This window comes from Micromonospora ferruginea (assembly GCF_013694245.2).
Classification (GTDB): domain Bacteria; phylum Actinomycetota; class Actinomycetes; order Mycobacteriales; family Micromonosporaceae; genus Micromonospora; species Micromonospora robiginosa.
The window spans coordinates 3,977,778-4,002,953 of record NZ_CP059322.2 but is presented as its reverse complement, the minus strand read 5'-3'; the positions used below and the strand labels follow the sequence as shown (position 1 = coordinate 4,002,953).

The 25,176-nt window shown below is 74.1% G+C and carries 28 protein-coding genes; 23 read left to right on the top strand and 5 right to left on the bottom strand.

Going from position 1 to position 25,176, the window contains the following annotated elements; all coding sequences use genetic code 11:
• The first annotated feature begins 105 nt into the window (after window positions 1-105).
• The 10 genes from H1D33_RS17285 (at window position 106) to H1D33_RS17240 (ending at window position 11,216) form a co-directional block, all read left to right on the top strand.
• Window positions 106-1,512 carry an ammonium transporter gene (locus tag H1D33_RS17285; protein WP_181572159.1) on the top strand — a complete coding sequence of 469 codons (1,407 nt, stop codon included), beginning with the start codon at window positions 106-108 and terminating at the stop codon, window positions 1,510-1,512.
• 25 nt (window positions 1,513-1,537) lie between these two features.
• On the top strand, window positions 1,538-1,876 hold the full coding sequence (locus H1D33_RS17280) for a P-II family nitrogen regulator (protein ID WP_174537509.1): 339 nt from the start codon (window positions 1,538-1,540) through the stop codon (window positions 1,874-1,876).
• Window positions 1,877-1,893: 17 nt separating this feature from the next.
• Complete coding sequence (locus H1D33_RS17275) at window positions 1,894-4,158, top strand: [protein-PII] uridylyltransferase (protein ID WP_181572160.1); 2,265 nt, start codon at window positions 1,894-1,896, stop codon at window positions 4,156-4,158.
• A gap of 133 nt (window positions 4,159-4,291) precedes the next feature.
• Entirely contained in the window at window positions 4,292-5,194 is a 903-nt protein-coding gene (locus tag H1D33_RS17270) for an ABC transporter ATP-binding protein (RefSeq protein ID WP_181572161.1), read from the top strand.
• On the top strand, window positions 5,184-6,005 hold the full coding sequence (locus H1D33_RS17265; RefSeq protein ID WP_181572162.1) for an ABC transporter permease: 822 nt from the start codon (window positions 5,184-5,186) through the stop codon (window positions 6,003-6,005). Before H1D33_RS17270 ends, H1D33_RS17265 begins: the two co-directional genes overlap by 11 nt.
• Window positions 6,006-6,025: 20 nt before the next feature.
• Window positions 6,026-7,153: a sensor histidine kinase gene (locus tag H1D33_RS17260; protein WP_246412047.1), complete on the top strand. Its 1,128-nt coding sequence runs from the start codon at window positions 6,026-6,028 to the stop codon at window positions 7,151-7,153.
• Complete coding sequence (locus H1D33_RS17255; RefSeq protein ID WP_181572163.1) at window positions 7,150-7,806, top strand: response regulator transcription factor; 657 nt, start codon at window positions 7,150-7,152, stop codon at window positions 7,804-7,806. Before H1D33_RS17260 ends, H1D33_RS17255 begins: the two co-directional genes overlap by 4 nt.
• 109 nt (window positions 7,807-7,915) lie before the next feature.
• Entirely contained in the window at window positions 7,916-9,469 is a 1,554-nt protein-coding gene (gene ffh / locus H1D33_RS17250; RefSeq protein ID WP_181572164.1) for a signal recognition particle protein, read from the top strand.
• Between the two features lie 70 nt (window positions 9,470-9,539).
• Window positions 9,540-10,118 (top strand): Uma2 family endonuclease, encoded by a 579-nt coding sequence (locus H1D33_RS17245; RefSeq protein ID WP_181572165.1) that lies wholly within the window; start codon window positions 9,540-9,542, stop codon window positions 10,116-10,118.
• 18 nt (window positions 10,119-10,136) lie between these two features.
• A complete protein-coding gene (locus H1D33_RS17240) occupies window positions 10,137-11,216 on the top strand; it encodes an amidohydrolase family protein (protein ID WP_181572166.1) in 1,080 nt (359 codons plus the stop codon).
• Between the two features lie 31 nt (window positions 11,217-11,247).
• Here the strand turns inward: H1D33_RS17240 and H1D33_RS17235 are convergent, their stop codons facing one another.
• Window positions 11,248-11,823, bottom strand: a complete 576-nt coding sequence (locus tag H1D33_RS17235) for a TetR/AcrR family transcriptional regulator (RefSeq protein ID WP_181572167.1) — start codon at window positions 11,821-11,823, stop codon at window positions 11,248-11,250.
• 92 nt (window positions 11,824-11,915) lie between these two features.
• On the opposite strand from H1D33_RS17235, the gene proS reads away from it, so the two are divergent.
• From proS to H1D33_RS17175, 12 genes are all read left to right on the top strand, one after another.
• On the top strand, window positions 11,916-13,331 hold the full coding sequence (gene proS / locus H1D33_RS17230; protein ID WP_181572168.1) for a proline--tRNA ligase: 1,416 nt from the start codon (window positions 11,916-11,918) through the stop codon (window positions 13,329-13,331).
• 75 nt (window positions 13,332-13,406) lie between these two features.
• Entirely contained in the window at window positions 13,407-14,054 is a 648-nt protein-coding gene (locus H1D33_RS17225) for a ribonuclease FAU-1 family protein (RefSeq protein WP_181572169.1), read from the top strand.
• A 242-nt stretch (window positions 14,055-14,296) separates the two neighbouring features.
• A complete protein-coding gene (gene rpsP / locus H1D33_RS17220; RefSeq protein WP_181572170.1) occupies window positions 14,297-14,776 on the top strand; it encodes a 30S ribosomal protein S16 in 480 nt (159 codons plus the stop codon).
• A 1-nt stretch (window position 14,777) separates the two neighbouring features.
• A complete protein-coding gene (locus H1D33_RS17215; RefSeq protein ID WP_013284588.1) occupies window positions 14,778-15,011 on the top strand; it encodes an RNA-binding protein in 234 nt (77 codons plus the stop codon).
• Complete coding sequence (gene rimM, locus H1D33_RS17210) at window positions 15,011-15,550, top strand: ribosome maturation factor RimM (protein WP_181572171.1); 540 nt, start codon at window positions 15,011-15,013, stop codon at window positions 15,548-15,550. Before H1D33_RS17215 ends, rimM begins: the two co-directional genes overlap by 1 nt.
• Window positions 15,551-15,563: 13 nt before the next feature.
• The gene (gene trmD / locus H1D33_RS17205; RefSeq protein ID WP_181572172.1) at window positions 15,564-16,352 is read left to right on the top strand and encodes a tRNA (guanosine(37)-N1)-methyltransferase TrmD; all 789 of its coding nucleotides are present in this window, start codon (window positions 15,564-15,566) and stop codon (window positions 16,350-16,352) included.
• Window positions 16,353-16,495: 143 nt separating this feature from the next.
• A complete protein-coding gene (gene rplS, locus H1D33_RS17200) occupies window positions 16,496-16,855 on the top strand; it encodes a 50S ribosomal protein L19 (protein ID WP_181572173.1) in 360 nt (119 codons plus the stop codon).
• Between the two features lie 171 nt (window positions 16,856-17,026).
• Window positions 17,027-17,908 carry a signal peptidase I gene (gene lepB, locus H1D33_RS17195; protein ID WP_181572174.1) on the top strand — a complete coding sequence of 294 codons (882 nt, stop codon included), beginning with the start codon at window positions 17,027-17,029 and terminating at the stop codon, window positions 17,906-17,908.
• Window positions 17,905-18,537: a signal peptidase I gene (lepB, locus tag H1D33_RS17190; RefSeq protein WP_181572175.1), complete on the top strand. Its 633-nt coding sequence runs from the start codon at window positions 17,905-17,907 to the stop codon at window positions 18,535-18,537. Before lepB (H1D33_RS17195) ends, lepB (H1D33_RS17190) begins: the two co-directional genes overlap by 4 nt.
• A 51-nt stretch (window positions 18,538-18,588) precedes the next feature.
• Window positions 18,589-19,056 carry an NUDIX hydrolase gene (locus tag H1D33_RS17185; RefSeq protein WP_181572176.1) on the top strand — a complete coding sequence of 156 codons (468 nt, stop codon included), beginning with the start codon at window positions 18,589-18,591 and terminating at the stop codon, window positions 19,054-19,056.
• Window positions 19,050-19,886: a ribonuclease HII gene (locus tag H1D33_RS17180; RefSeq protein WP_181572177.1), complete on the top strand. Its 837-nt coding sequence runs from the start codon at window positions 19,050-19,052 to the stop codon at window positions 19,884-19,886. Before H1D33_RS17185 ends, H1D33_RS17180 begins: the two co-directional genes overlap by 7 nt.
• A complete protein-coding gene (locus H1D33_RS17175; RefSeq protein ID WP_007075222.1) occupies window positions 19,883-20,206 on the top strand; it encodes a DUF2469 domain-containing protein in 324 nt (107 codons plus the stop codon). The genes H1D33_RS17180 and H1D33_RS17175 overlap by 4 nt, the downstream gene beginning before the upstream one ends.
• A 39-nt stretch (window positions 20,207-20,245) precedes the next feature.
• Here H1D33_RS17175 and H1D33_RS17170 read toward each other — a convergent pair whose 3' ends face one another.
• Together H1D33_RS17170 and H1D33_RS17165 are read right to left on the bottom strand one after the other, a co-directional pair.
• On the bottom strand, window positions 20,246-21,352 hold the full coding sequence (locus tag H1D33_RS17170; RefSeq protein ID WP_181572178.1) for a sulfite oxidase: 1,107 nt from the start codon (window positions 21,350-21,352) through the stop codon (window positions 20,246-20,248).
• Window positions 21,349-21,999 carry a class I SAM-dependent methyltransferase gene (locus tag H1D33_RS17165; protein ID WP_181572179.1) on the bottom strand — a complete coding sequence of 217 codons (651 nt, stop codon included), beginning with the start codon at window positions 21,997-21,999 and terminating at the stop codon, window positions 21,349-21,351. Before H1D33_RS17165 ends, H1D33_RS17170 begins: the two co-directional genes overlap by 4 nt.
• 131 nt (window positions 22,000-22,130) lie before the next feature.
• Here H1D33_RS17165 and H1D33_RS17160 point away from each other — a divergent pair, with 131 nt between their 5' ends.
• Window positions 22,131-22,913: a M23 family metallopeptidase gene (locus tag H1D33_RS17160; protein WP_246412048.1), complete on the top strand. Its 783-nt coding sequence runs from the start codon at window positions 22,131-22,133 to the stop codon at window positions 22,911-22,913.
• Here the strand turns inward: H1D33_RS17160 and H1D33_RS17155 are convergent.
• Together H1D33_RS17155 and H1D33_RS17150 are read right to left on the bottom strand one after the other, a co-directional pair.
• Window positions 22,847-24,028, bottom strand: coding sequence for an aminotransferase class V-fold PLP-dependent enzyme (locus tag H1D33_RS17155; RefSeq protein ID WP_181572180.1), 1,182 nt, complete (start codon window positions 24,026-24,028; stop codon window positions 22,847-22,849). The two genes, H1D33_RS17160 and H1D33_RS17155, sit on opposite strands and share 67 nt — an antisense overlap.
• Window positions 24,029-24,072: 44 nt before the next feature.
• Complete coding sequence (locus tag H1D33_RS17150) at window positions 24,073-25,002, bottom strand: tyrosine recombinase XerC (RefSeq protein WP_181572694.1); 930 nt, start codon at window positions 25,000-25,002, stop codon at window positions 24,073-24,075.
• Window positions 25,003-25,176: the final 174 nt, after the last annotated feature.

Genomic DNA, 25,176 nt, shown 5'->3' with positions numbered 1-25,176 from the left:
GTCGGTGCAGGAAACAGCGGCCGACCAAGCTTCCGCGCAACCGGCGTACGGGCGACGCTGCCCCGGAAGCCGCGAAGGAGGGAACTTCACCTTTAGGAGGCCAGCGTGCCTGAAGCACCGACGATCGACGGCGGCAACACCGTTTGGCTGCTGGTTTCGACCGCTCTCGTGCTGCTCATGACCCCCGGCCTGGCGCTGTTCTACGGCGGCCTCAACAGGTCCAAGGGCGTGCTCAACATGATGATGATGAGCTTCTCGGCCATCGGGCTCATCTCAGTTCTGTGGTGGTTCTACGGTTTCAGCGTCGCGTTCGGCAGCGACGTCAACGGGCTCTGGGGTGACCCGGGCGCCTACCTCGGCACCAAGACGTTCCTCGCCGAGACCGACCTCTGGGGCGCCACGGCGGAGAACCCCAGCGGCATCGGCATCCCGCTCTACGTGTTCATGGCGTTCCAGATGGTCTTCGCGGTGATCACCGTCGCGCTGATCAGCGGCGCCATCTCCGACCGGGCCAAGTTCTCCGGCTGGCTGCTGTTCGCCTTCGGCTGGGCCACCCTGGTCTACTTCCCGGTCGCGCACTGGGTGTGGGGCGGCGGCGTGATCGGCGCCAAGCTGCACGCGCTGGACTTTGCCGGCGGCACGGCGGTGCACATCAACGCCGGCGCGGCGGCGCTCGGCGTGGCGCTGGTGCTCGGCAAGCGGGTCGGCTGGCCACGCGAGGGCATGAAGCCGCACAACATCCCGCTGGTCGCGCTCGGCGCCGGTCTGCTCTGGTTCGGCTGGTTCGGCTTCAACGCCGGCTCCGAGCTGACCGTCGACTCGGTGGCCGGCCTGGCGTTCCTCAACACCCAGCTCGCCACCGCCGCGGCGGTGCTCGGCTGGCTGCTGGTCGAGCGGATCAAGGACGGCCGCCCGACCATGGTCGGCGCGTCCTCCGGCGCGGTCGCCGGTCTGGTCGCGATCACCCCGGCCTGCGGTTTCATCGCCCCCTGGGCGGCGGTCCTGCTCGGCGGCGTCGCCGGTGCGGTCTGCGCGCTCGCCATCAGCCTGAAGTACAAGCTCGGCTACGACGACTCGCTCGACGTGGTCGGCGTGCACTTCGTCGGCGGCTGGATCGGGTCGCTGTGGCTCGGCCTGTTCGCCACCAACTCCGTCAACGGCGCGATCGGCGACGTGGTCGGCGCCTCCGACGGCCTGCTCTACGGCGGTGGCCTGACCCAGCTCGGCCGGCAGGCGCTGGCCGGTCTGATCGTCACCGTCTGGTCGGGCGGCGTCGCCTGGCTGCTCGCCTTCGCGATCCAGAAGACGATCGGCTTCCGGGTGTCGGCCGAGGCCGAGGTCGACGGCATCGACGTCGCCGAGCACGCGGAGAGCGCCTACGACCTGTCGCCCACCACGGGCAGCAGCACGAGCGCGTTCGCCATGGCCGGGATCGGCGGCACCAGGCCGAGCCCGGAGCCCGCCGACGAGGCGGACGAGTCCGCGCCGGTCAGCGAGAAGGTCGCCGGTTAACGTTCCAGGGATGGAGGGGTTGGACATGAAGCTGGTGACCGCGGTCATCAAGCCGTACCAGTTGGACGCGGTGAAGGAGGCTCTGCACGCGCTCGGCGTGGCCGGGCTGACCGTCAGCGAGGTGCAGGGTTACGGCCGGCAGAAGGGGCACACCGAGGTCTACCGGGGTGCCGAGTACACGGTCGAGTTCCTGCCCAAGATCCGGGTCGAGGTGCTCACCGACGAGATCGACGTCGACAAGATCGTGGACGCGATCGTCGGCGCCGCCCGGACCGGCAAGATCGGCGACGGCAAGGTCTGGGTGACCGGCGTCGAGGAGGTCGTCCGGGTGCGTACCGGCGAGCGCGGGCTCGACGCCCTCTGACGACGGGACCCGCCGACGTGACCTCGTTGACCACGGCCACCGGCCCCACCGGGTCGGGCGTGCCCGTGGTCAACGAGGTCGTCGGCGCGCCGGGAGGCGTCGGCGAGGCGGCCCGGACCGCCCGCGCCGACGCGTTCGACGCCTGGCTGCGCCGGCTCCTCCCGGCCCGGCCCGGCGTCGCGCTGGTCGCGGTGGGCGGGCTCGGCCGCCGCCAGTGCGCCCCCTACGGCGACCTCGACCTGGTGCTGCTGCACGCCGGGGTGGCCGGCGTGGACGAACTGGCCGCCTCGCTCTGGTATCCGATCTGGGACGCCGGGCTGCGGCTCGACCACTCGGTGCGCACCGTCGCCGAGGCGCTCTCGGTGGCCCAGGACGACGTCAAGGTCGCCCTCGGGCTGCTCGACGCGCGCCACGTGGCCGGTGACCCGGCCCTGACCGACCAGCTCGCCCGCACCGCCACCGACCACTGGCGGCGCACCGCGATCCGCCAGCTCCCCGGCCTGCGCGAGATCACCGCCGCCCGCTGGGAGGCCCACGGCGAGCTGGCGTTCCTGCTGGAGGGCGACCTCAAGGAGGCCGCCGGCGGGCTGCGCGACGTCGGCATCCTGCGGGCCATCGCCACCGCCGGGGTCACCGACGCGCTCCGCCCGGCCGTGCACGCCGCGCACCGGCGCCTGCTGGACACCCGCGACGCCCTGCACCAGCAGGTCGGCCGCCGGGTCGACCGGCTGCTCGCGCAGGAACGCGACGGCGTGGCCGCGCAGCTCATGCTGGACGAGGGGGACGCGCTGCTGCGGCTGGTGGCCGGCGACGCGCGCACCGTCGGCCACGCCCTGGACGACGCCTGGCGGGCCGCCGACCGGCTCCGCTCCGGCCGGCACCGCGCCGCGCCCGGCCGGCCGCTGCGCCGCCCGGTCGCCAAGGACGTCGTCGAGCAGGACGGCGAGCTGGTGCTCGCCCGCACCGCGATCGGGGCCCGCCCCGACCCCAGCCTGTCGCTGCGGATCGCCGCCGCGGCGGCCACCACCCGGCTGCCCATCGCGCGGGCCACCTGCGAGTGGCTGGCCGCCTACTGCCCGCCGCTGCCGACGCCGTGGCCGCCGGCCGCCCGGGCCGCGCTGACCACCCTGCTCGGCGCCGGCCCCGGCCTGGTGCCGGCGTGGGAGACCTGCGACCGGTACGGGCTGATCGACGGCTGGCTGCCCGAGTGGACCCGGCTGCGCAGCCTGCCCCAGCACAACCCGGTGCACCGGTTCACCCTCGACCGCCACCTGGTGCAGACCGCGTACGAGGCGAGCCGGCACACCCGCGACGTGGACCGGCCGGACCTGCTGCTGCTCGGCGCGTTCCTGCACGACATCGGCAAGGGACTGCCCGGTGATCACTCCACGGTGGGCGCGCCGCTGGCCGAGGCGGTCGCCACCCGGATCGGGCTGCCCCCGGCCGAGGCGGCGCTGATCGGCACGCTGGTCCGGCTGCACCTGCTGCTGCCCGACGTGGCCACCCGACGGGACCTGTCCGACCCGAAGACGATCGCCGGGGTCGCCGAGCGGGTCGGCGACACCGCCACCCTGGAGCTGCTGCACGCCCTGGTGCGGGCCGACGCCGCCGCCACCGGCCCGGCCGCCTGGTCGAGCTGGAAGGGCCGGCTGATCGCCGACCTGGTCACCCGGGTGCGCACCACGCTGGACACCGGCGTGGTGCCCGCCCCGCCGGCCCCCGACCCGGCGCTGGTCGCCGGCCCGCTTCCGGTCGTACACCTGGGGGAGGACCGGGTGGCGGTGGCCGCCGCCGACCGGCGGGGGCTGCTCGCCACGGTGGCCGGCTGCCTGGCCCTGCACCGGCTGGAGGTGATCTCCGCGGACGCCGCCACGGTCGACGGCCGGGCCCTGGTCGAGTGCCGGGTGCAGCCGCGCTACGGGCTGGCCCCCGACCCGATCGCGCTCGGGGCCGACCTGCGGCGCGCGGTCGGCGGCGACGTCTCGGTGATCCAGCGGCTGCGGGGCCGGGCGCTGGCGGCGCGGAGCCAGGGCGCGGCCCCCCGGGTGGTCTGGCACCGGGAGGCGGCCACCGACGCGGTGCTGCTGGAGTTGCGGGCCGCCGACGCGGCCGGCCTGCTCTACCGGGTCACCTGCGCGCTGGACGAGGCCGGGGCGCAGGTGCGCGCCGCCCGGATCTCCACCCTCGGCGGTGACGTGGTCGACGCGTTCTACCTGGTCGGCGGCTGGCCTGCCGCCGAGCACCGTGCCCGCATCGAGGCCGCCGTCCTCGCGGCGGTGTAAGGAGGGGCCCCCGCTTAACGCATTCGGCAGAGCAGGGGCCCCCGCTTAACACCCGAGCTACGCCGGCTGACGTACGCGGGGAGCCGCTGACGGGCCGATGTGCGGGGCGGCCGGCGGCGGGACGCTCGACGGCATGAACCTGCCAGTGCAGACCGAAGGGCTCACCAAACGGTACGGCGGCCTGACCGCGGTACGGAATCTCGACCTGACCGTGCGGGCCGGCGAGGTGTACGGCTTCCTCGGCCCCAACGGCGCCGGCAAGACCACCACGCTGCGCATGCTGCTCGGCCTGATCCGCCCCAGCGCCGGGACGGTACGGCTGCTCGGCCGCACCCCCGGCGCCGGGCGGCTCACCGGCGTCGGCGCGCTGATCGAGGGGCCGGCGTTCTACCCCTACCTGTCCGGCCGGGACAACCTGCGGGTGATGGCCCGTTACGCCGGGGTCGGCGCGGACCGCGTCGCGGCGGTGCTCGACCTGGTCGACCTCGCCGACCGGGCGGGCGACCGGTACGCCGGCTACTCGTTGGGCATGAAGCAGCGCCTCGGGGTAGCCGCCGCGCTGCTGAAGGACCCGCGCCTGCTGATCCTGGACGAGCCCACCAACGGCCTCGACCCGGCCGGCATGGCGGACATGCGGACCCTGATCCGGCGGCTCGGCTCGGCCGGCTCGACCGTGCTGGTCTCCAGCCACCTGCTCGGCGAGGTCGAGCAGGTCTGCGACCGGGTCGGCGTGATCGCCCGCGGTGAGCTGGTGGCCGAGGGCAGCGTCGACGAGCTGCGCGGCGCGGCCGGGCTGCGGTTGCTGGCCGACCCGCTGGACGAGGCGGCGAGCCGGGCCCGGGAACTCGTCGGCGCGGACCGGGTTCGCGTCGTCGACGGTGGACTGGAACTGGCGGTCGAGCCGGAGCGGGCGGCCTGGCTGAACGCCGAACTGGTCGGCGCCGGGCTCGCCGTGCGCGAGCTGCGGCCCCGGGAGCGGGACCTGGAGCAGATCTTCTTCGACCTGGTGGAAAGAGGTACGGCCGATGTCGCGTAGTTTCCGCGCCGAACTGGTCAAGCTGGTCCGGCGGCCGGCCGTCTGGCTGCTGCTGGCCATCACCCTGGCACTGTCGCTGATCTTCACCTACCTCTTCCCGTACGCCGGGGTGGCCGGCGGCACGGACGGGCCGAACACCGACCGGGCGCTGCCCGCCATGCTCCCGGACCACCTGGTCGGCAACTCGCTCGGCGGCCTGCCGGTCTTCCTCGGCGCGATCCTGCTGATCCTCGGCGTGCTCACGGTCGGCGGCGAGTACGGCTGGGGCACCTGGAAGACCGTGCTCACCCAGGGGCCGACCCGCGTCGAGGTGTACGCCGGCAAGCTGTTCGCCCTCGCGCTGGCCGCGCTGGCCGTGGTGCTCGCCGTGTTCGCGGTCGGCGCGGTGGCCGCCGCGCTCATCGCGTCCGCCGAGGCCCAGCCGGTGCGCTGGCCGTCGGCCGGTGACCTGGTGGTCGGCGTCGGAGCGGGGTGGCTCATCGCGACGATGTGGGCCATGCTCGGTGCCGTGCTCGCGGTCGCGTTGCGCGCGGTGGCGCTGCCGGTCGGCCTGGGTCTGGTGTGGATGCTCGCGGTGCAGAACCTGCTCGCCGCCATCGCCGCCCCGCTCGTCGACTGGGTGGCGACCGCCCAGCAGGGGTTGCCGGGCCCGAACGCCGGCGCGCTGGCGGCGGCGCTGGGCGCGCCCGGGGACACCCCCGGCGTGGCGGCCACCGTCGGCGGTGGGCAGGCGGCCGTGGTGGTGTGCGCGTACCTGGTCGGTTTCGCGGTGGTCGGCGCGGCGCTGCTGCGCCGGCGGGACATCGGCTGAGTCGGGACGGGGGAGTGGACGTGGATCGCGGGCGCGGGGACCGGCGGCGCTGGCTGCTCGACGGCCTGCTCTGCGTCGCGCTGCTGGCGATCGGGCTGGCCGGCACCGCCCCGGCCGGGCTGAACCAGGGCGTGCACGCCGGTGCGGTCGCCTACCCGCCGGTGGTGGTGGCGGCGCTCGCGCCGGCGGTACGCCGACGCTGGCCGCTGCCCACCCTGGCGGTGGTGGTCGCGGCGACCACCGCGTACCTGATGCTCGGCCAGCCGTACGGCCCGATCCTGCTGTCGTTCTTCGTCGCGGTCTACACGGTGGCCGCGCACCGGCCGGTGCGGACCGCGGCGGTGGCCGGCGCGGTCGCGATGGCGGCGCTCGTCGGGTACGTCTTCGTCGGTGTGCGCCCGCCCGGCGCGGCCGGTCTGATGCCGATCGCCGCCTGGGTGGTGGTGCCGTTCGCGGTCGGGGTGTCGGTGCGGCTGAGCCGGGAGGCCGCCGCCCGGAGCCGGACCGACGTGGCGCGCCGGCTGGCCGACGCGGAGCGGCTGCGGGTGGCCCGGGAGGTGCACGACGTGGTGGGCCACGGGCTCGCCGCGATCCACCTCCAGGCCGAGGTCGCGCTGCACCTGCTGGCCCGCCGGCCCGAGCAGGCCGAGGCGGCGCTCACCGCGATCAGTCGGACCAGCAAGGAGGCGCTGGACGAGCTGCGGGTCACGCTCACCGTGGTGCGTCGCGAGGAGATGACCGACGAGCGCGCGCCGGTGCCGGGGCTGGCGCAGCTCGGGCACCTGCGGGAACGGCTGGCCGGCGCCGGGGTGCCGGTCACCGTCGGGACCGACGGCGAGCCGCGTCCGTTGCCGGTGGCGGTGGACCTGGCCGCCTACCGGGTGGCGCAGGAGGCGCTGACCAACGTGCTGCGTCACGCCGGCCCGGCCACCGCCGAGGTCCGCGTCGGCTACCCGCCGGGCGCGGTGACCGTCGAGGTCACCGACACCGGCCGGGGCCGGCCCGCCGCGGCGGACCGGTCCACCGGCTCCGGCCTGGCCGGCATGCGCGAGCGGGTCACCGCGCTCGGCGGTACGTTCGACGCCGGCCCGGCCGCGTCCGGCGGCTTCCGGGTGCACGCCACGCTGCCCACCGGGGAGGCCACATGATCCGGGTGCTGCTCGCCGACGACCAGGACCTGGTCCGGATCGGACTGCGGGCGCTGGTGGAGAGCGAGGACGACCTGACCGTCGTCGGGGAGGCCGCGGACGGGCTCGCGGCCGTCGAGGCGGCCCGCCGGAAACGCCCGGACGTGGTGCTGATGGACGTGCGGATGCCCGGTGTGGACGGCATCGAGGCGACCCGCCGGATCGTCGGCGACCCGGCGCTGGCCGGCACCCGGGTGGTGGTGCTGACGACGTTCGAGCTTGACGAGTACGTCTTCGACGCGCTCCGGCACGGCGCCAGCGGTTTCCTCACCAAGGACACCCGCCCGGTCGACCTGCTGCGGGCGATCCGCCTGGTCGCCGAGGGGGAGGCGTTGCTGTCCCCGTCGGTGACCCGCCGGGTGGTCCGGGAGTTCGCCACCCGGCCGGCCCGGGTGCCGCGCCCGCATCCCCGGCTGGACGCGCTGACCGACCGGGAGCGGGAGGTGGTGGGGCTGGTCGGCGAGGGGTTGAGCAACGCCGAGATCGCCGAGCGGCTGGTGGTCAGTCCGGCGACCGCGCGTACCCACGTCAGCCGGGCCATGGTGAAGCTCGGCGCCCGGGACCGGGCCCAACTGGTGGTCTTCGCGTACCAGTCGGGCCTGGTCGTCTCCTGAGGCTCCGGCCGGGTCGGAGCGGGGGTACGGGCGGCGGGCTACCCTAACGGTGGGCTGGACAGCCGGCCCGGCCGCTGTGCCCGCCGAAAACGACAAACGGGATGTTCGCGTGTTTGACACCTTGAGTGACCGCCTGTCCGGGATCTTCACCAAGCTCCGCGGCAAGGGTCGGCTCACCGACGCCGACATCGACGCCACCGCGCGCGAGATCCGGATGGCGCTGCTGGAGGCCGACGTCGCCCTGCCGGTGGTCAAGGGCTTCATCGCGAACGTCAAGGAGCGGGCCCGTGGGGCCGAGGTCTCCCAGGCGCTCAACCCGGCCCAGCAGATCGTCAAGATCGTCAACGAGGAGCTGATCAACATCCTCGGCGGCGAGGGGCGGCGGCTCCAGTTCGCCAAGAACCCGCCGACCGTGATCATGCTGGCCGGCCTCCAGGGCTCCGGCAAGACCACCCTCGCCGGCAAGCTGGCCCGCTGGCTCAAGGGCCAGGGGCACCAGCCGCTGCTGGTCGCCGCCGACCTCCAGCGCCCCAACGCCGTCGGGCAGCTCCAGGTGCTCGGTGGCCGCGCCGGCGTCGAGGTGTACGCCCCGGCGCCCGGCAACGGCGTCGGCGACCCGGTGCAGGTGGCGCGCGACTCGATCGAGCACGCCAAGCGGGCCGCCCGGGACATCGTCATCGTGGACACCGCCGGCCGCCTCGGCATCGACGCCGAGATGATGCAGCAGGCCGCGGACATCCGCGACGCGGTCCAGCCCGACGAGGTCGTCTTCGTCATCGACGCGATGGTCGGTCAGGACGCGGTCCGCACCGCCGAGGCGTTCCGCGACGGCGTCGGCATCACCGGCGTGGTCCTGTCCAAGCTCGACGGTGACGCGCGCGGTGGCGCCGCGCTGTCGGTCCGTGAGGTCACCGGCCAGCCGATCCTGTTCGCCTCCACCGGCGAGAAGCTGGAGGACTTCGACGTCTTCCACCCCGACCGGATGGCCAGCCGGATCCTCGGCATGGGCGACGTCCTCACCCTGATCGAGCAGGCCGAGGCGGCCTTCGACTCCGATCAGAAGGAGAAGATGACCGCCAAGCTGATGGGCGGGGAGACCTTCACGCTGGAGGACTTCCTCGATCAGCTCATCGCGGTCCGGCGGATGGGGCCGATCGCCAACGTGCTGGCCATGATGCCCGGCATGGGGCAGATGAAGGACCAGATCGCCGAGCTGGACGACAAGCACTTCGACCGGGTCACCGCGATCATCCGGTCGATGACGCCGGCCGAGCGCACCACCCCGAAGATCATCAACGGTTCCCGCCGGGCCCGCATCGCCAGCGGCTCCGGCGTCACCGTGATGGACGTCAACCAACTGCTCAACCGCTTCGCCGACGCGCAGAAGATGATGAAGCAGATGGGCGGCATGATGGGCCTGCCCGGCGGCGGCCGGCGCAAGGCGACCAAGTCGCCGAAGAACAAGCGCAAGGGCACCAAGGGTGGCAACCGGCCGCGCACCGGGGCCGGCGCGGCGGGCGGCTTCCCCGGCGGCATGCCGCAGCTCCCGCCGGGCCTGGACCCGGGCGACCTGGCCGGCGGTCAGGGCCTGCCGCCCGGCTTCAAGCTGCCGAAGATCGACTTCAACAAGCTCGGCAAGGGCGGCGACAAGGGCCCGCGCTGACGCGTGTCGGTGACGGTGGGCGACGTCGTTCTCTCGTAGGGTGACGTCGCCCATCGTGAGGGAGGCGTCGATGACCGCGGCCCCGATGCTGCCGGAGCGGCACGAGTGGACGGTCGACGACGTGGGCGACCTGCCCGAGGACCTTCCGTACGAACTGATCAACGGAAGGTTGATCGTGCCGTCGCCCGCGCTGCTGCACCAGGACCTGTGCGTTGAGCTGCTGCTCGCGCTTCGCGCGAACTGCCCCAAGGAGTTCCAGGTCGGGATCGACCTGTCGATGCGGGTCGACCATCGCAACGAGCCCCGGCCGGACGTCGTCGCGGTCGCGCGGGGCAACGCCGACCGGAGTCCGCTGCCGGGCGAGGACGCGGTGCTCGCCGTCGAGGTCGTCCCGCACGATTGGAACTTCGGCGACCTCTGGGACAAGGCCATTGTCTACGCGTGTGCCGGCGTCCAGACCTACTGGGTGGTGGATCCGACGCACGAGCGGATCACGCTCACCGAGTACGCGCTCGGCGCCCACCGCGTCTATGAAGAAACCAGCCACACCAGCGGCCTGTTCGTCACCGAGCGGCCGTGGAAGGTCTCGGTCGACCTGCCGGCCCTGACCGCGCGTCGCAACGACCTGCTGGCCGGCGAGGACGGGTGATCGGGTAGGACTGTGCACATGGCTCTGCATGTGCGCGGCGTGTTCCTCCCCGACGACGAGGTCCGGGACGTCTGGCTGGTCGGCGACCGGGTCACGTTCTCCCCGGTGCCGGGCGCCGAGACGGTGGCCGACGGCGGTTTCGTGCTGCCCGGCCTGACCGACGCGCACTGCCACCTCGGCATCGCCCGGGGCGGCGCCCCGATCACCTCGCTCGACCAGGCCCGGGAGCTGGCCCGGATCGACCGGGACGCCGGCGTGCTGGCGATCCGGGACGCCGGCTCGCCGTACCCGTACCCCGAGTTGGAGGACGAGCCGGACCTGCCGCGACTGGCCCGCGCGGGCCGGCACGTCGCGCCGCCCAAGCGCTACCTGCGCGACATCGGCGTGGAGGTCGGCGCGGCGGAGGTGGCCGCGACCGTGGCCGCGCAGGCCGCCGCCGGCAACGGCTGGGTCAAGCTGGTCGGCGACTGGATCGACCGGGGCGTGGGTGACCTGGCGCCGGCCTGGGACGCCGACACCATGACCGCGGCGGTCGCCGCCGCGCACGCCGCCGGGGTGCGCGCCGCGGTGCACACGTTCTCCGAGTCGGCCGTGGAGATCATGGTGCGGGCCGGGGTGGACTCGGTCGAGCACGGCACCGGGCTGAGCCTCGACCTGATCGACCTGATGGCCCGGCAGGGCACCGCGCTGGTCCCCACCATGATCAACATCCGGACCTTCGGCCACATCGCCGAGCAGGCCCGGGCGAAGTTCCCCGGGTACGCCGACCACATGCTCGCCCTGCGCGACCGCTTCCCCGAGGTGGTCCGGGCCGCCCACGAGGCGGGCGTGCCGATCTACGTCGGCACCGACGCGGGCGGCGGCATCGACCACGGGCTCGCGGCCGAGGAGATGCTGCTGCTGCACGAGCAGGCCGGGATGGCCGCCGAGGACGTGCTCGCCGCCGCCTCCTGGCGGGCCCGGGAGTGGCTCGGCTTCCCCGGCCTGGTCGAGGGCGGCCTCGCCGACCTGGTGGTCTATCCCGAGGACCCGCGCCGCGACCTGCGGGTGGTGCGGTCGCCCAGCCGGATCGTGCTGCGCGGCCGAGTGGTCCGCTGACCCATCCGCCGGGCCGCGCCCGGCGGCCCGCTCAGCGTGGCGCGGCGGCGGCCAGGAAGAGGTGCACGGCCAGGTCGGCCAGCCGGTCGGCGGTCTCGTCCACCGGCGCCTGGGGCAGCACGATGTGGCTCACCACCAGCCGGACGATGCTGTCCGCCGCGAACGCCAGCGCCGTCGGGTCGGCGGCGGGCAGGTGCCGCCCCGCCCACTCCCGCAGCGCCGCCGTCGACTCGGCGAGCACCAGGTCGGCGCGGGTGGTCAGGTAGGGCAGCAGCTCGTCCGAGCCGCCCCGGGCGCTGGTCAGGATCGCCTTGACCAGCGGATTGTCGGCGGCTGAGGCGAGCGTGCGGCGGATCGCCGCGTACGCGGCCGCGCGCACGTCGGGGCCGTGCTCGTCCAGCGCGGCCCGGACCTCGCCGACGAACCGGTCCACCTCGTGCCGGGCGAGCGCCTCGGCCAGGCCCGCCTTGGTGCCGAACTCGTTGTAGACCGTCTGCCGGCTCACCCGGGCGGCGGCGGCCACCACACCCATCCGGACGCCGTCCCAGCCGCCGGCCACCGCCTGCGCCCGGGCGGCCTCGACGATCGCGTTCCGTGCCTCACCCATCGCCGTCGAAGTCTACGGCCCGGCGGGGCGACACGGCGCGGCCCGACTCCCCGGCGCAGCGGCGGCCCGCGCGGCGCATAGGATGTGCGGTCATGGCACGCGTGCTCACTCCCCGTGCGGAGGACTTTCCCCGCTGGTACCAGGACCTGATCGCCAAGGCGAAGCTGGCCGACAACGGCCCGGTTCGGGGCACCATGGTCATCCGACCGGCCGGCTACGCCATCTGGGAGCGGATGCAGGCCGAGATGGACGCCCGGATCAAGGCGGCCGGCGCGGAGAACGCGTACTTCCCGCTGTTCATCCCGGAGAGCTACCTCAAGCGCGAGGCCGAGCACGTCGAGGGCTTCTCGCCGGAGCTGGCCGTGGTCACCCACGGCGGTGGCAAGCAACTCGCCGAGCCGGTGGTGGTCCGCCCCACCAGCGAGACGGTGATCGGCGAGTTCATGGCCAAGTGGATCGACTCCTACCGGGACCTGCCGCTGCTGCTCAACCAGTGGGCCAACGTGGTCCGCTGGGAGCTGCGCCCGCGGATCTTCCTGCGCACCAGCGAGTTCCTCTGGCAGGAGGGGCACACCGCGCACGCCACCCGCGACGACGCCCGCGCCTACGCCCGGCGGATCCTGCACGAGGCGTACGAGGACCTGATGGTCAACGTGCTGGGCATCCCGGTGGTGGTCGGCCTGAAGACCGCCCGGGAGCGCTTCGCCGGCGCCACCGCCACCTACACGTGCGAGGGCATGATGGGTGACGGCAAGGCGCTGCAGATGGGCACCAGCCACGAGCTGGGCCAGAACTTCGCCAAGGCGTTCGACATCAGCTACTCCTCGGCCGAGGGCGGCCGGGAGCACGCGTGGACCACCTCCTGGGGCACCTCCACCCGGATGCTCGGCGGTCTGATCATGTGCCACGGCGACGACAACGGGCTGCGGGTGCCGCCGAAGCTGGCGCCGGTCCAGGCGTACGTGATGGTCGTCAAGGACGGCGAGGGCACTGGCGGCCCTGCTGAGGCGGCCCGAAAACTTTGCGACGCGCTGCGCGACGCGGGCGTCCGGGTCGGGCTGGACGACCGGACCGACACCGCGTTCGGCCGCCGCGCCGTCGACGCCGAGCTGCGCGGCTACCCGGTCCGGGTCGAGGTCGGCCCGCGCGACCTGGCCGCCGGCAACGCGGTGGTGGTCCGGCGTACGGACGGCTCGAAGGCTCCGACGCCGGTCGCCGACGTGGTCGACGCGGTGCTGGCCGCGCTGGACGCCGACCAGCGGGCGCTGCACGACCAGGCGCTGGAGTTCCGCCGGTCCCGCACCGTCGAGGTGTCGACGCTGGCCGAGGCGATCGAGGCGTCCGCGACCGGCTGGGCGATGGTGCCGTGGTCGGCGGTCGGCGTCAAGGGTGAGGGCGAGGCGAACGCGCAGGGCGTGACCGTGCGCTGCCTGCTGCGCGCCGACGGCTCGGTGCCGGACACCGAGGACGAGCCCGACCTGGTGGCCATCCTCGCCCGCGCCTACTGAGGTGTAAGGAAGGGCCCCCGGTTAACGCCTCCGGTAGAGGAGGGGGCCCCTTTTAACCACTCGGGGAGGGTGAGCGTGCGGTTCGCACCAGGGCGGCCGGTCCTGCACCGCAACGTGCGGCACGGGCGGATCGGGTGGGTCCGGTCGGCCCGCGTCGTCTCCGACGACGAGCGTGGGCTGCTGCTCTGGGTGGCGCGGGGCGCGCCGGCGGCGCACGAGGTGACCGTGGCCGGGCTGGGCATGCGCGCGGTGCCGTTCGCCGAGTGGATCGTCTCCTCGTACGCCCTGGCGGTCGGCACCTGGAACGGGCCGCCGGTGCTCAAGTTCCTGCCCGTCGGCGCCGCCCACTCGGTGTGGTGGTTCTCCGACGAGCGGGGCCGGTTCAAGAACTGGTACGTGAACCTGGAGGAGCCCGGCGTCCGCTGGGACGACGGCGCGGTGGCCGGGGTCGACATCATCGACCAGGACCTCGACGTGGTGGTCCACCCGGACCTGACCTGGGAGTGGAAGGACGAGGACGAGTTCGCCGAGCGGCTCGCCTTCCCGGAGCACTACTGGGTGGCCGACGAGAAGGCGGTCCGCGCCGAGGGGGAGCGGGTGATCCGGCTCGCCGAGGCGGGCGCGTTCCCGTTCGACGGGACGTGGCGAGACTTCACCCCACCGGCGGAATGGGACGTACCGGACGCGCTGCCGCCGGGGTGGGACCGGCCGCCGGCACGCTGAACGGGTGTCGTCCGTCACGTACCGGGCCGCCTCCGGTGCGTGGTGCGGGTCCGGTGTGAGAGTTCCGGGCCGGATCTGGCAGAATGGACCGCTGGTATCCGGCGCGCGTCCGGCGCCCTCTAACCCGGGCGCGTCGCCAGTTCACCGAGCAGTCTCCGGCCCAAACCCCACTGTGCCGGTCGGCGCTCACCCGCCACACCGCCCGCCTGGGCCGGTGAGATCGCAACAGGAGCGAAACAACTGTGGCCGTAAAGATCCGGCTCCTGCGGATGGGCAAGATCCGCAACCCGCAGTACCGCATCGTCGTCGCCGACTCGCGCACCAAGCGTGACGGTCGCGCGATCGAGTTCGTCGGCGTGTACCAGCCGAAGGAAGACCCTTCGGTGATCGAGGTCAAGTCGGAGCGGGTCCAGTACTGGCTGTCCGTCGGCGCTCAGCCGAGCGAGGCCGTGCAGCGCCTGCTGGAGCTGACCGGTGACTGGCAGAAGTTCAAGGGCCTGCCGGCCCCGCCGCCGCTGAAGGTCGCCCCGGAGCGGGCCGACCGCAAGGCGGCGTACGAGGCCGAGGCGAAGGCCGCCGCCGGCGTGGCGGACACCCCCGCCAAGCCGGCCAAGAAGGCCGCCAAGTCGGAGGCCCCGAAGGCGGAGGCCGCCGAGGCGCCGAAGGCGGAGGAGCCCAAGGCCGAGGCGCAGACCGGCGCCGAGTCCGGTGAGCAGGCCTGACATGCCGCTGCGTCCCGCCCTGGAGCACCTGGTCAAGGGAATCGTCGACCACCCGGACGACGTCCGGGTGCGGATGGTCGATTCCCGTCGGGGCAAGCGGCTCGAGGTCCGCGTGCACCCGGAGGATCTCGGCACGGTGATCGGGCGGTCCGGCCGGACCGCCAAGGCGCTGCGCCAGGTGATCGGCTCCATCGGCGGACGTGGGGTACGCGTCGACATCGTCGACTCGTACTGATGCTTCTCGTCGTCGGCCGGATCGGCAAGCCGCACGGCATCCGCGGTGAGGTCACCGTGGAGGTGCGGACCGATGAGCCCGAAGCACGCTTCGCCCCCGGCTCGGTGCTGGTCACCGAGCCGGGGGTGGTGCCGGCCGAGCCGGGTGCCTGGCGGGTGCCGCCGACGCTGACCGTCGAGTCGGCGCGCTGGCACCAGGGCCGCCTGTTGGTCGTGTTCGCCGGCGTCCCGGGTCGCGACGTCGCCGAGGCGCTGCGCAACACGCTGGTCGGCGTGGACAGCGCGGACGTCGCCGAGCCGGACGACCCGGAGGAGTTCCACGACCACCAGTTGGTCGGGCTCGCCGTGGTCACCCGGGACGGGGATCGGCTCGGCGAGGTGGACCGCATCGACCACGCCCCCGCCTCCGACCTGCTGGTGGTGCGGCGTCCGGCGGGGAGTCCCGTGCTCGTTCCGTTCGTCAAGGCGATCGTGCCCGAGGTGGATCTCGCCGGCGGTCGCGTCGTCGTCGACCTGCCCGGCGGTTTGCTCGACCTCTAGCTGGAGCCACCGCATGCGCGTCGACATCGTGTCGATCTTCCCGGAGTACTTCGCCCCGCTGGACCTGTCGCTGATCGGCAAGGCCCGCGCGAACGGGCTGCTGCGGCTGGCCGTACACGATCTGCGGACCTGGACCCACGACGTGCACCGCACGGTCGACGACACGCCCTACGGCGGCGGCCCGGGCATGGTCATGCGGCCGGAGCCGTGGGGTGAGGCGCTGGACGCCCTCGCCCCCGACGAGCTGAGCCCGGACGGGCACACGCTGCCCCGGCTGGTCGTGCCGTCGCCGGCCGGCGTCCCGTTCACCCAGGCCATGGCGTACGAGCTGGCCGCCGAGTCGCACCTGCTCTTCGCCTGCGGCCGGTACGAGGGCATCGACCAGCGGGTGCTCGACCACGCGGCGACGCGGATGCCGGTGACCGAGGTCTCCCTCGGTGACTACGTGCTCTTCGGCGGCGAGGTGGCGGTGCTGGTCATCCTGGAGGCGGTCACCCGGCTGCTGCCCGGGGTGCTCGGCAACGCCGGCTCGCTGGACGAGGAGTCGCACGCGCACGGCCTGCTGGAGGCCCCGCTCTACACCAAGCCGGCGACCTGGCGCGGGCTGGAGGTGCCCGAGGTGCTCCGCTCCGGTGACCACGCCCGGATCGCCCGCTGGCGGCGTGACGAGTCGCTGCGGCGGACCGCGTCGTGCCGCCCCGACCTGGTCGGCGCGCTGCCCCCGGAGAGCCTGGACGCGCGGGATCGGGCGGCGCTGGACCGGGGCGGATTTTCCCCGCCGCCGGGGCATGTGGCAAAGTAGAGGGGTTGCCGCGTCCGCCCACGCCGTGGGGGGCCGCGAGGACCCTCGACCGGGGTCGGCGTCGCCGGCCACCACCCGGGGGTCAGAATCACCCGTTCGCGCACCGACTGACGGTGCGCCGTGAGCCTCACGAGGACACCGCGATGAACATCCTGGACGCCCTTGACGCCCAGTCGAAGCGCTCCGACCTGCCCGACTTCCGTGCCGGTGACACCGTCAAGGTGCACGCCCGGGTCGTCGAGGGCAGCCGGTCCCGGGTCCAGATCTTCCAGGGCGTCGTGATCCGCCGCCAGGGTGACGGCCTGCGCGAGACCTTCTCCGTCCGCAAGATCAGCTTCGGTGTCGGCGTGGAGCGGACCTACCCGCTGAACAGCCCGGGCATCGACCGGATCGAGATCGTGACCCGCGGTGACGTGCGGCGCGCCAAGCTCTACTACCTGCGCGAGCTGCGCGGCAAGAAGGCCAAGATCAAGGAGCTGCGGGAGAAGCAGCCGGCGAACTGACCTTCCGTTCGCCACACCGCCCGGCCTGCGCGGATGTCGTATCGACCGGATCGCATTACCCTGGTTGGTACGGGCGCAGCCGGACGGTGCGAAGCGGTCCACTGCCGCCCGTGGGGTCTCCGCGAGGAGACTCCCGGGCGGTAGTGTCGTTTCCGCGGACCGGAGAGTGGCATGGTGCAGATGCTTGACGAGGACGGCACCGCCGATCCCTGGCGCCGACGCGCTCGGCGCTCCCGCCGGCAGATGCCGCTCTGGCAGGAGTTGCCGCTGCTGCTCGTGGTGGCGTTCTGCCTGGCGGTGCTGATCCGCACGTTCCTGCTCCAGGCCTTCTTCATCCCCTCCGGGTCGATGGAGAACACGCTGCTCGTCGGCGACCGCGTGCTGGTCAACAAGGTCGTCTACGACATGCGCGACCCGATCCGCGGCGAGGTCGTGGTGTTCCGGGGCACCGACCGCTGGGTCGCCCAGGAGGCGCCGGCCCCGCCGACCAACCTGACCGGCAAGATCGGTCGCACGTTCGGCGACCTGGTCGGCGTCAGCCGCCCCGGCGAGAAGGACTTCATCAAGCGCGTCATCGGGGTGCCCGGCGACAAGGTCTGGTGCTGCGACAAGGGTCGGGTCGTGGTCAACGGCACGCCGCTGGAGGAGCAGGCGTACGTCTCCGAGGACTCGCCGGTCGACCTGCCGCCCAATCCGAAGGAGTGCCGGTCCCGGCAGTTCACCGAGGTGGTGGTGCCACCCGGGCAGATCTTCGTGATGGGTGACCACCGGCTGGTGTCGCAGGACGCCCGCTGTCAGGGGCCGGTGCCGATCGACAACGTGATCGGCCGCGCCTTCATGATCGTCTGGCCGTCCCAGCGGTGGACGAGTCTGCCCGTACCGAAGACCTTCACGGACCTGCCCCGCCCGGACGCCGCACCGGCGCGACCGGCCCCGGTCGACCCGGATCCGGTGGGAGGGGTCGTCCTGATTATCCCGGTCGCGTCGACGCTGACCGTTCTCGCGGGTTCGGGGCGACTGCGTCGCACCCGGGGACGTAGGCTCCTCCCGTGATTGACGAGCAGACCGAAAAGCCGCGCAGTTCCTTCTGGAAGGAACTGCCCATCCTCCTGGGTGTGGCGATCCTGGTCGCAGTGCTGGTTCGTGCCTTCGTGCTGCAGACCTTCTTCATCCCGTCGCCGTCCATGGAGAACACCCTCAAGATCGACGATCGGGTGCTGGTCAACAAGCTGGTCTACGACTTCCGCTCGCCGCACCGCGGCGAGGTGATCGTCTTCAAGGCGCCGACCGAGTGGAGCGGCAACCCCGACGGCGAGGACTTCATCAAGCGGGTGATCGGCGTCGGCGGCGACCACGTGGTCTGCTGCGACCGGACCGGCGGGCAGGAACGTCTGGTCATCAACGGCAAGCCGATCGACGAGCCGTTCATCTTCCCCGGCAACAAGCCGGCCGACCAGGACTTCGACATCACCGTGCCGGACGGCCGGCTGTGGGTGATGGGCGACCACCGGGAGGCCTCCGGCGACTCGTTGGAGCACTGGCAGCAGTCCGGCGAGGACATCAACGAGGCGACCATCCCGGAGGGCGAGGTCGTCGGCCGGGCCTTCACCATCTTCTGGCCGTTCGGCCGGGCCACCTGGCTCACCGTGCCCAAGCAGTTCGACGGCATCCCGAACCCCTGAACCGCCGGGACGGCGTGGTCGTCCGTCGGTGGCGTCTGGCAGGCTGGTGCGGTGACCGTCTACACCCCTCGACGCGCGGCCCGGGTGCTGCTGGTCGACGCGGCCGACCGGGTGCTGCTGTTCCACGGCAGTGATCCGGCCCGGCCGGGGCACCGCTACTGGTTCACCCCGGGCGGCGGGCTCGACCCGGGGGAGACCCCGGCCCAGGGCGCCGCGCGCGAGCTGGCCGAGGAGACCGGCCTGCGGCTGGCCCCGGCCGAGCTGGGCGCGCCGGTCTGGTCCGAGACGGTGGAGTTCCCGTTCGACGGCGTCTGGTACCGCCAGGAGCAGGAGTTCTTCCTCGCCCGGGTGCCCGGGTGGGAGGTCGACACCGCAGGCTTCGACGCGGTCGAGCGGGCCAGCGTGCACGGCCACCGCTGGTGGGCGGTGGCCGACCTGGCCGCCACCACCGAGCGCTACTACCCGCCGGACCTGCCCGCCCGGCTCGGCCGGGTGCTGACCGGGAGCGACACGTGCTGACCCCGCCCCGCACCGTGGTGCGCCGCGACGGCGGCCTCTACGCGCTGGAGCGGGCCCTGCAGCGCCGGGGCTTCCGGCAGGTGGCGGGCGCGGACGAGGCCGGCCGCGGCGCGTGCGCGGGGCCGCTGGTGGCCGCCGCCGCGATCCTGCCCGAGGGGCGGCGCGGCGAGATCGAGGAGCTGGCCGACTCCAAGCTGCTCACCCCGGCGGCCCGGGAGCGGGTCTACCGGGAGGTGGTGGCGCGCGCCCTGGCCTACGCCGTGGTGGTCGTCCCGGCCGAGGAGGTCGACGCGCGCGGTCTGCACGTCTGCAACCTGGCCGCGATGCGCCGGGCGCTCGCCTCGCTCGCCACGCGTCCCGACTACGTGCTGACCGACGGCTTCGGCGTGGACGGGCTCGACGTGCCCGGTCTGGCGGTCTGGAAGGGCGACCGGGTGGCCGCCTGTGTCGCCGCCGCGAGCGTGCTCGCCAAGGTCACCCGGGACCGGATCATGGTGGACCTGGACGGGCGCTATCCCGGTTACGGCTTCGCCGAGCACAAGGGCTACATCACCGCCGAGCACAGCGCCGCGCTGCGCGAGCGGGGCCCGTGCCGGGAGCACCGTTTCTCGTACGTGAACGTGGCCGCCGTCTCCGGGCGGGACGGGCGGCCGCCCCGCGCCCGCCGGCCGGTGGGGCGGGAGGCGGAGGCGGCGCTCTTCGGGCGTCCGGACGAGCCGATGGAGCACTCCGGCGCGCCAGGGGGTACCGTCGGCGTGGCGTTGGGCGAGCAGCCGCGACCTCCGGCGTCGGTGGGGGAAGATGTGGTCATGGAAGGCGGAGTGCGATGAGCGCGGAAGATCTCGAGAAGTACGAGACCGAGATGGAGCTGCAGCTCTACCGGGAGTACCGCGACATTGTCCGCCAGTTCTCCTACGTGGTGGAGACCGAGCGCCGTTTCTACCTGGCCAACCAGGTGGACCTGCACGTTCGCAACTCGGACGGCGAGGTCTACTTCGAGGTCGAGATGCACGACGCCTGGGTGTGGGACATGTACCGTCCCGCCCGTTTCGTGAAGAACGTCCGAGTGATGACGTTCAAGGACGTCAATGTGGAAGAGCTCGAAAAGCCCGACATCTCGCTTCCCGCAGATTCCGGCTTCGGCGGCTGAGCGCGGCGGGTCCGCACCGCCCGCCGCCGCGACGGCGGATCACTCCGCCGGCACCACCACCGCCACCCGCTGCACCAGGTTGTTCGCGAACCCGCCCCGGTTCCACGGCTGCTCGACCGGCTGGGTCCGCCCCGAGGCGTCCGTCGCCCGGGCCCCCAGCACGTACCGCCCCGGCTCCGCCGTCCACGCCATCGACCACCGGCGCCACCCCCACCCGTCGCCGGTGGGCTCGTCCAGGCCCGCCGGCGCCCACGTGCCGCCGCCGTCGACGGTCACCTCGACCAACGTCACCGGCCCGTAGCCGGACCACGCCCGACCGTCCACCGTGCACGGACCGGGCCGCAGCACCCGCGTCCGGGACATGAAGTCCGGGAAACCGGGCGGACGCACCAGGGCGCGCGGCTCGATCCGGGTCACCGGCACCCCGGGGTCGTCGGCGTCACGCCGCAGCCGGTAGGCCACCGCGTTCTGGTAGCCGTCGAACGGCGCGGTCGTCACGTGGATGTCCCGCAGCCACTTGACGTGCGCCATGCCGTACCACCCCGGCACGATCAGCCGCAGCGGTGCGCCGTGCTGCGGCAGCAGCGGAGCGCCGTTCATCTCGTACGCCAGCAGCACCTCCTCGCGCAGCGCGTCGGCCACCGGCAGCGCCCGCTGGTAGTCCTGCTCGACGCCGCGCTCCACCCCGTGGTCTGCGCCGGTGAACACCACGTCCACCGCGTCGTCGGCCAGACCGGCCTCGCGCAGCAGCGGGGCCAGCGGCGTGCCGGTCCACTCCGCGTTGCCCACCGCCTCCACCAACCAGGGCTGGCTGACCGGGCGTGGGTGCAGCAGCGCCCGACCGTTGCCGGCACACTCCAACGTGACCTGACGGGTCACCCGGGGCCGCGCCCGCAACGCCGACAGGTCCAGCCGGAGCGGACGCGCGACGGCCCCGGACACGGCGAGCGTGTGCGCGTCCGCGTCGACGTCCGGGATGTCGTAGTGGATGAGCAGGTAGTGCAGGCCCGCCGGGGTCACGTCGTAGCGCAACGCCTCCAGCGGGATGCCGTGGTTGCGCGTGGCGAGCTGAAGCTCCTCGGCGCTGATCGCCTCGTCCGGCCCGGCCACCCGGGAGGGCCGGCTGACGTCGTCCACGGTGGTCATCGTCGCTCCACCTCGTCGTAGCCCACGAACTCGAACATCCGCGCGCCCCTCGCCAGCGGCCGGGGCGGGCCGGTGAACCGGTGCGCGCCGACACCCACGCCGTCGGCCGGGCTGCTCACCGCGACCGGCTCGAAACCCTCCTCGGCGAACCAGTCGCAGATGGCGGGCACCAGGTCCGGCTCGCGGCGGTGCCGCGTCCACAGCACCGTGCCGCCGGTGGCGCAGAGCGACGCGCAGTGCCGCACCGTCGACCGGATGTCCTCGTCGGAGATGTTGCCGAAGACGCCGCACGCCAGCACCAGGTCCGCCGGCGCCAGGTCGGCGTACCGGTCGGTGACCGCCGCGTCGTCGGTCACCACCTCCACGCCGGTCAGCCCCGCCTCGGCGACCGCCCGGCGGGCCACCTCGGTGTTGCGCGGATCCAGCTCGACCAGCCGGGCGGTCACCTCGCCGCCACGCGGGTGGGCGGCCAGCACGGGGACCAGGTCGCGCCCCTGCCCGGCGCAGAGGCTGATCGCGCGCAGCGGGCCGGGCGGCGCGGTGTCCAGCGCCTCGACGATCAGCCGCCGCACCTCGACGAGCCGCCGGGACAGCGCGGAGTCGGGCCGGTCGTAGTCACGGTGCCAGTCGAGCCAGTCCTTCGTCACGCGGCCAGCATAGGCGTCGTGGCCTTAGCAGATCCGTCCCGATTTCGGGGAGCGTCCACATCCGGGCGTCGTCCACAGTGTTGCTCCGGCCGGGGCGCGCGGAACCGGCCCTGGCCGGCAGAGTGCGCGGCATGAGGATCCCGCTCGGCCCCGCGCTGCTGGTCCTGCTCCTCGTGCCCGGCCTGACCACCGGCCCCGGCGCGCCACCGGCCGACCCGGCACCGGCCGCGGCTCCGGCGCCGGCCGTGGGCCGGGCGCCGTCGTCGGCGGCTCCGGTGCCGGCCGACGCCCTGCCGCCGCCGGCCGACGCCCTGCCGCCGCTGGCCGACGCCCTGCCGCCGCCGGCCGGCGCCCGGTCGTCGTGGCCGTCCGCGGGTCCGACGCCGCGCGGGGCGTCACCGTCGGCGGCACGCTTCCGGTGGCCGCTGCCCGGCCCGCCCCGGCCCGGCCGGCGGTTCGACCCGCCACCGGAACCCTGGTTGCCCGGCCACCGGGGCGTCGACCTGCTGGCCGCGCCGGGCGCCGAGGTCCGCGCCGCGGGCGCCGGAACGGTGCTCTTCGCCGGCTCGGTGGCCGGCCGACCGGTGGTCACCGTCGGCCACGGCGACGGGCTGCGCACCACCTACGAGCCGGTCCGGCCCCGACTCGCGGCCGGCGACCGGGTCCACGCCGGCACGCCGATCGGCGACCTGCTCCCCGGGCACCCCGGCTGCGCCGACACCGCGTGCCTGCACTGGGGGCTGCGTCGCGGCGACGCCTACCTGGACCCGCTCGCCCTGCTCGGGTTGGGCCGGATCCGCCTGCTCCCGCTCGAAGAGGCTGATCCCGGAGCCGGCACGCGGATCGCTCAACGCCCGGCGAGCAGCGTCGGCAGCCGCACCGCCAACCGGTCGTACTCCTCGGGGGTGTTGTAGACCTGGCCGCACAACCGCAGGTAGCCGCGCCCGTTCCAGCCGGCGACCGACACCTCCGCGCCGAGCCGGTCCGCGATCTCGGCGCGCAGCGCCCGGGCGGCGTCCAGCGTCGTCGCGACACCCGGCGGCAGCGGCACCAGCCGCATGGCGACCGCCGGCCCGCCGGGCGCCGGCAGCCGCTCCGGCGCCACGCCCAGCGCGTCCCCGACGACCCGCTGCCCGTACGCGGCCAGCGCCGCGTTGTGCGCGCGGACCCGGTCCACGCCGAGGCTGCGCAGCGTGAACAGGCCGATCGGCGCGGCCAGCCAACCGGTGTAGTCGAGCGTGGCCTGCCACTCGACCCGGGTGGGGAACCCGCTGCCCTGCTCCCACGACACGACGAGTGGCTGGATCCGCTCCCGCCACGGCTCCGCCACCACCAGCGCGGCGGTGCCGCGCGGCGCGTACGCCCACTTGTGCAGGTTGCCGACCCAGAAGTCGGCGCCGACCGAGGTCACCGAGGCCGGCAGCATGCCCGGCGCGTGCGCCGCGTCCACCAGCACCGGCACGCCCCGCTCCCGGGCCACCGCGACCAGCGCCGCCGCCGGGAACAGCCGGGCGGTGGGCGAGGTGAGCTGGTCGACGATCAGCAGCCGGGTCCGCCCCGGGCGCAGCGCGGCCCGCACGATCTCGACCACCTCCTCGTCGGTGGCGCCCAACGGCACGGCCACGGTGCGGGACACCGCCTGGGTCCGCTCGCACTCCCGCGCCACCGACAGGGCGACCGCGCCGTAGCCGTGGTCGGTGGTCAGCACCTCGTCGCCCGGCCGCAGCGCCAGCGACTGCAACACCACGGCCGCGCCGGCGGTGACGTTGCCGACCAGGGCGGTGCCGTCCGGGTCGGCGCCGAGGAAGGTGGCCAGGTGCCGCCGGGCGTGGGTGATCCGGTCGACCAGACCCTGGGTGAAGAACCGCAGCGGGTTGGCCTCCATCTCGTCCCGCAGGCGCTGCTGGGCGCGCTGCACCGGGATCGGTACGGCGCCGAACGAGCCGTGGTTGAGGTGGCTGACGGACGGGTCGAGGGAGAAGAGCAGCCGAGCCCCGGGAATCGGCTCGGGCGGCTGCGGCACCGTCATCCGTCGATCCTAGCCCGCCGTGGATCATCCCCTCGCCGCTTCGGTCAGGCCCGCGGATGCGCCTGCCGGTAGGCCGCCCGCAGCCGCTCGACCGAGACGTGCGTGTAGATCTGGGTGCTGGCCAGCGACGAGTGCCCGAGCAGCTCCTGGACGGCACGCAGGTCCGCACCGCCTTCGAGCAGGTGGGTGGCGGCCGAGTGACGCAGCCCGTGCGGGGTCACCGGGGGCACCCCGGCCGCGTCGGCCCACCCGGCCACGATCCGGCGCGCGGTGGTCGGGTTGAGCCGCCCGCCCCGCGCGCCGAGCAGCAACGCCCGGCTTGAACCGGGCGCCACCAGCGTCGGGCGGCCGACGGCGAGCCACGCGTCCAGCGCCCGCTGCGCCGGCACCCCGTACGGCACCGCGCGCTCCCGCCCGCCCTTGCCCAGCACGCGTACCACCCGGCGGGCCTGGTCGACGTCCGCGACGTCGAGCCCGCAGGCCTCGCTGATCCGCACCCCGGTGCCGTAGAGCAGTTCGAGCAGCAGCCGGTCCCGCAGCAGCACCGCGTCCGGCGGCCCGTCGCCGGCCGGCGCGTCGGCGTCCGTCGCCCGGCCGGCTCGCGTCGGGGCGTCCATCAGGGTGGCCGCCTGGTCGGCGCGCAGCACGGTGGGCAGCTCCCGGTGGGCCCGCGGGCTGGCCAGCGGCGCGGCGACGTCGGCCGGGAGCAGGCCGGCCCGGTGCGCCCACGCGCTGAACGTGCGCGCGGCGGCGGCCCGCCGGGCCATGGTGGACCGGGCGGTTCCCGTCGTCCGCTGCTTCGCCAGCCAACTGCGCAGCACCCCGAGATCCAGCTCGGGCAGGTCGGCGCAGCCCATCCGCACGGCGTGGTCCAGCAGCGAGACGAGGTCCGTGACGTAGGCCCGGACGGTGTGCGCGGACCGGTTGCGCACCCGGGACAGATGGTCGGCGAAGTCGTCCACCGCCTCGCGCATCGGCGTCGGCAGCTCCTCGTGCGCGGCCCGGGTGCCACGCCGCCGCTCAGCCACCGGACGGCTCCGCGCGCGTTCGGCACGTGTGGTGGCGCCGACCAAGGCGGGTGCGGTCGTCGGACACCGGTCCAGACTACGGCCGGCCCGGCCGGACGGGGTCGCTCGGCGGGCGTCGGC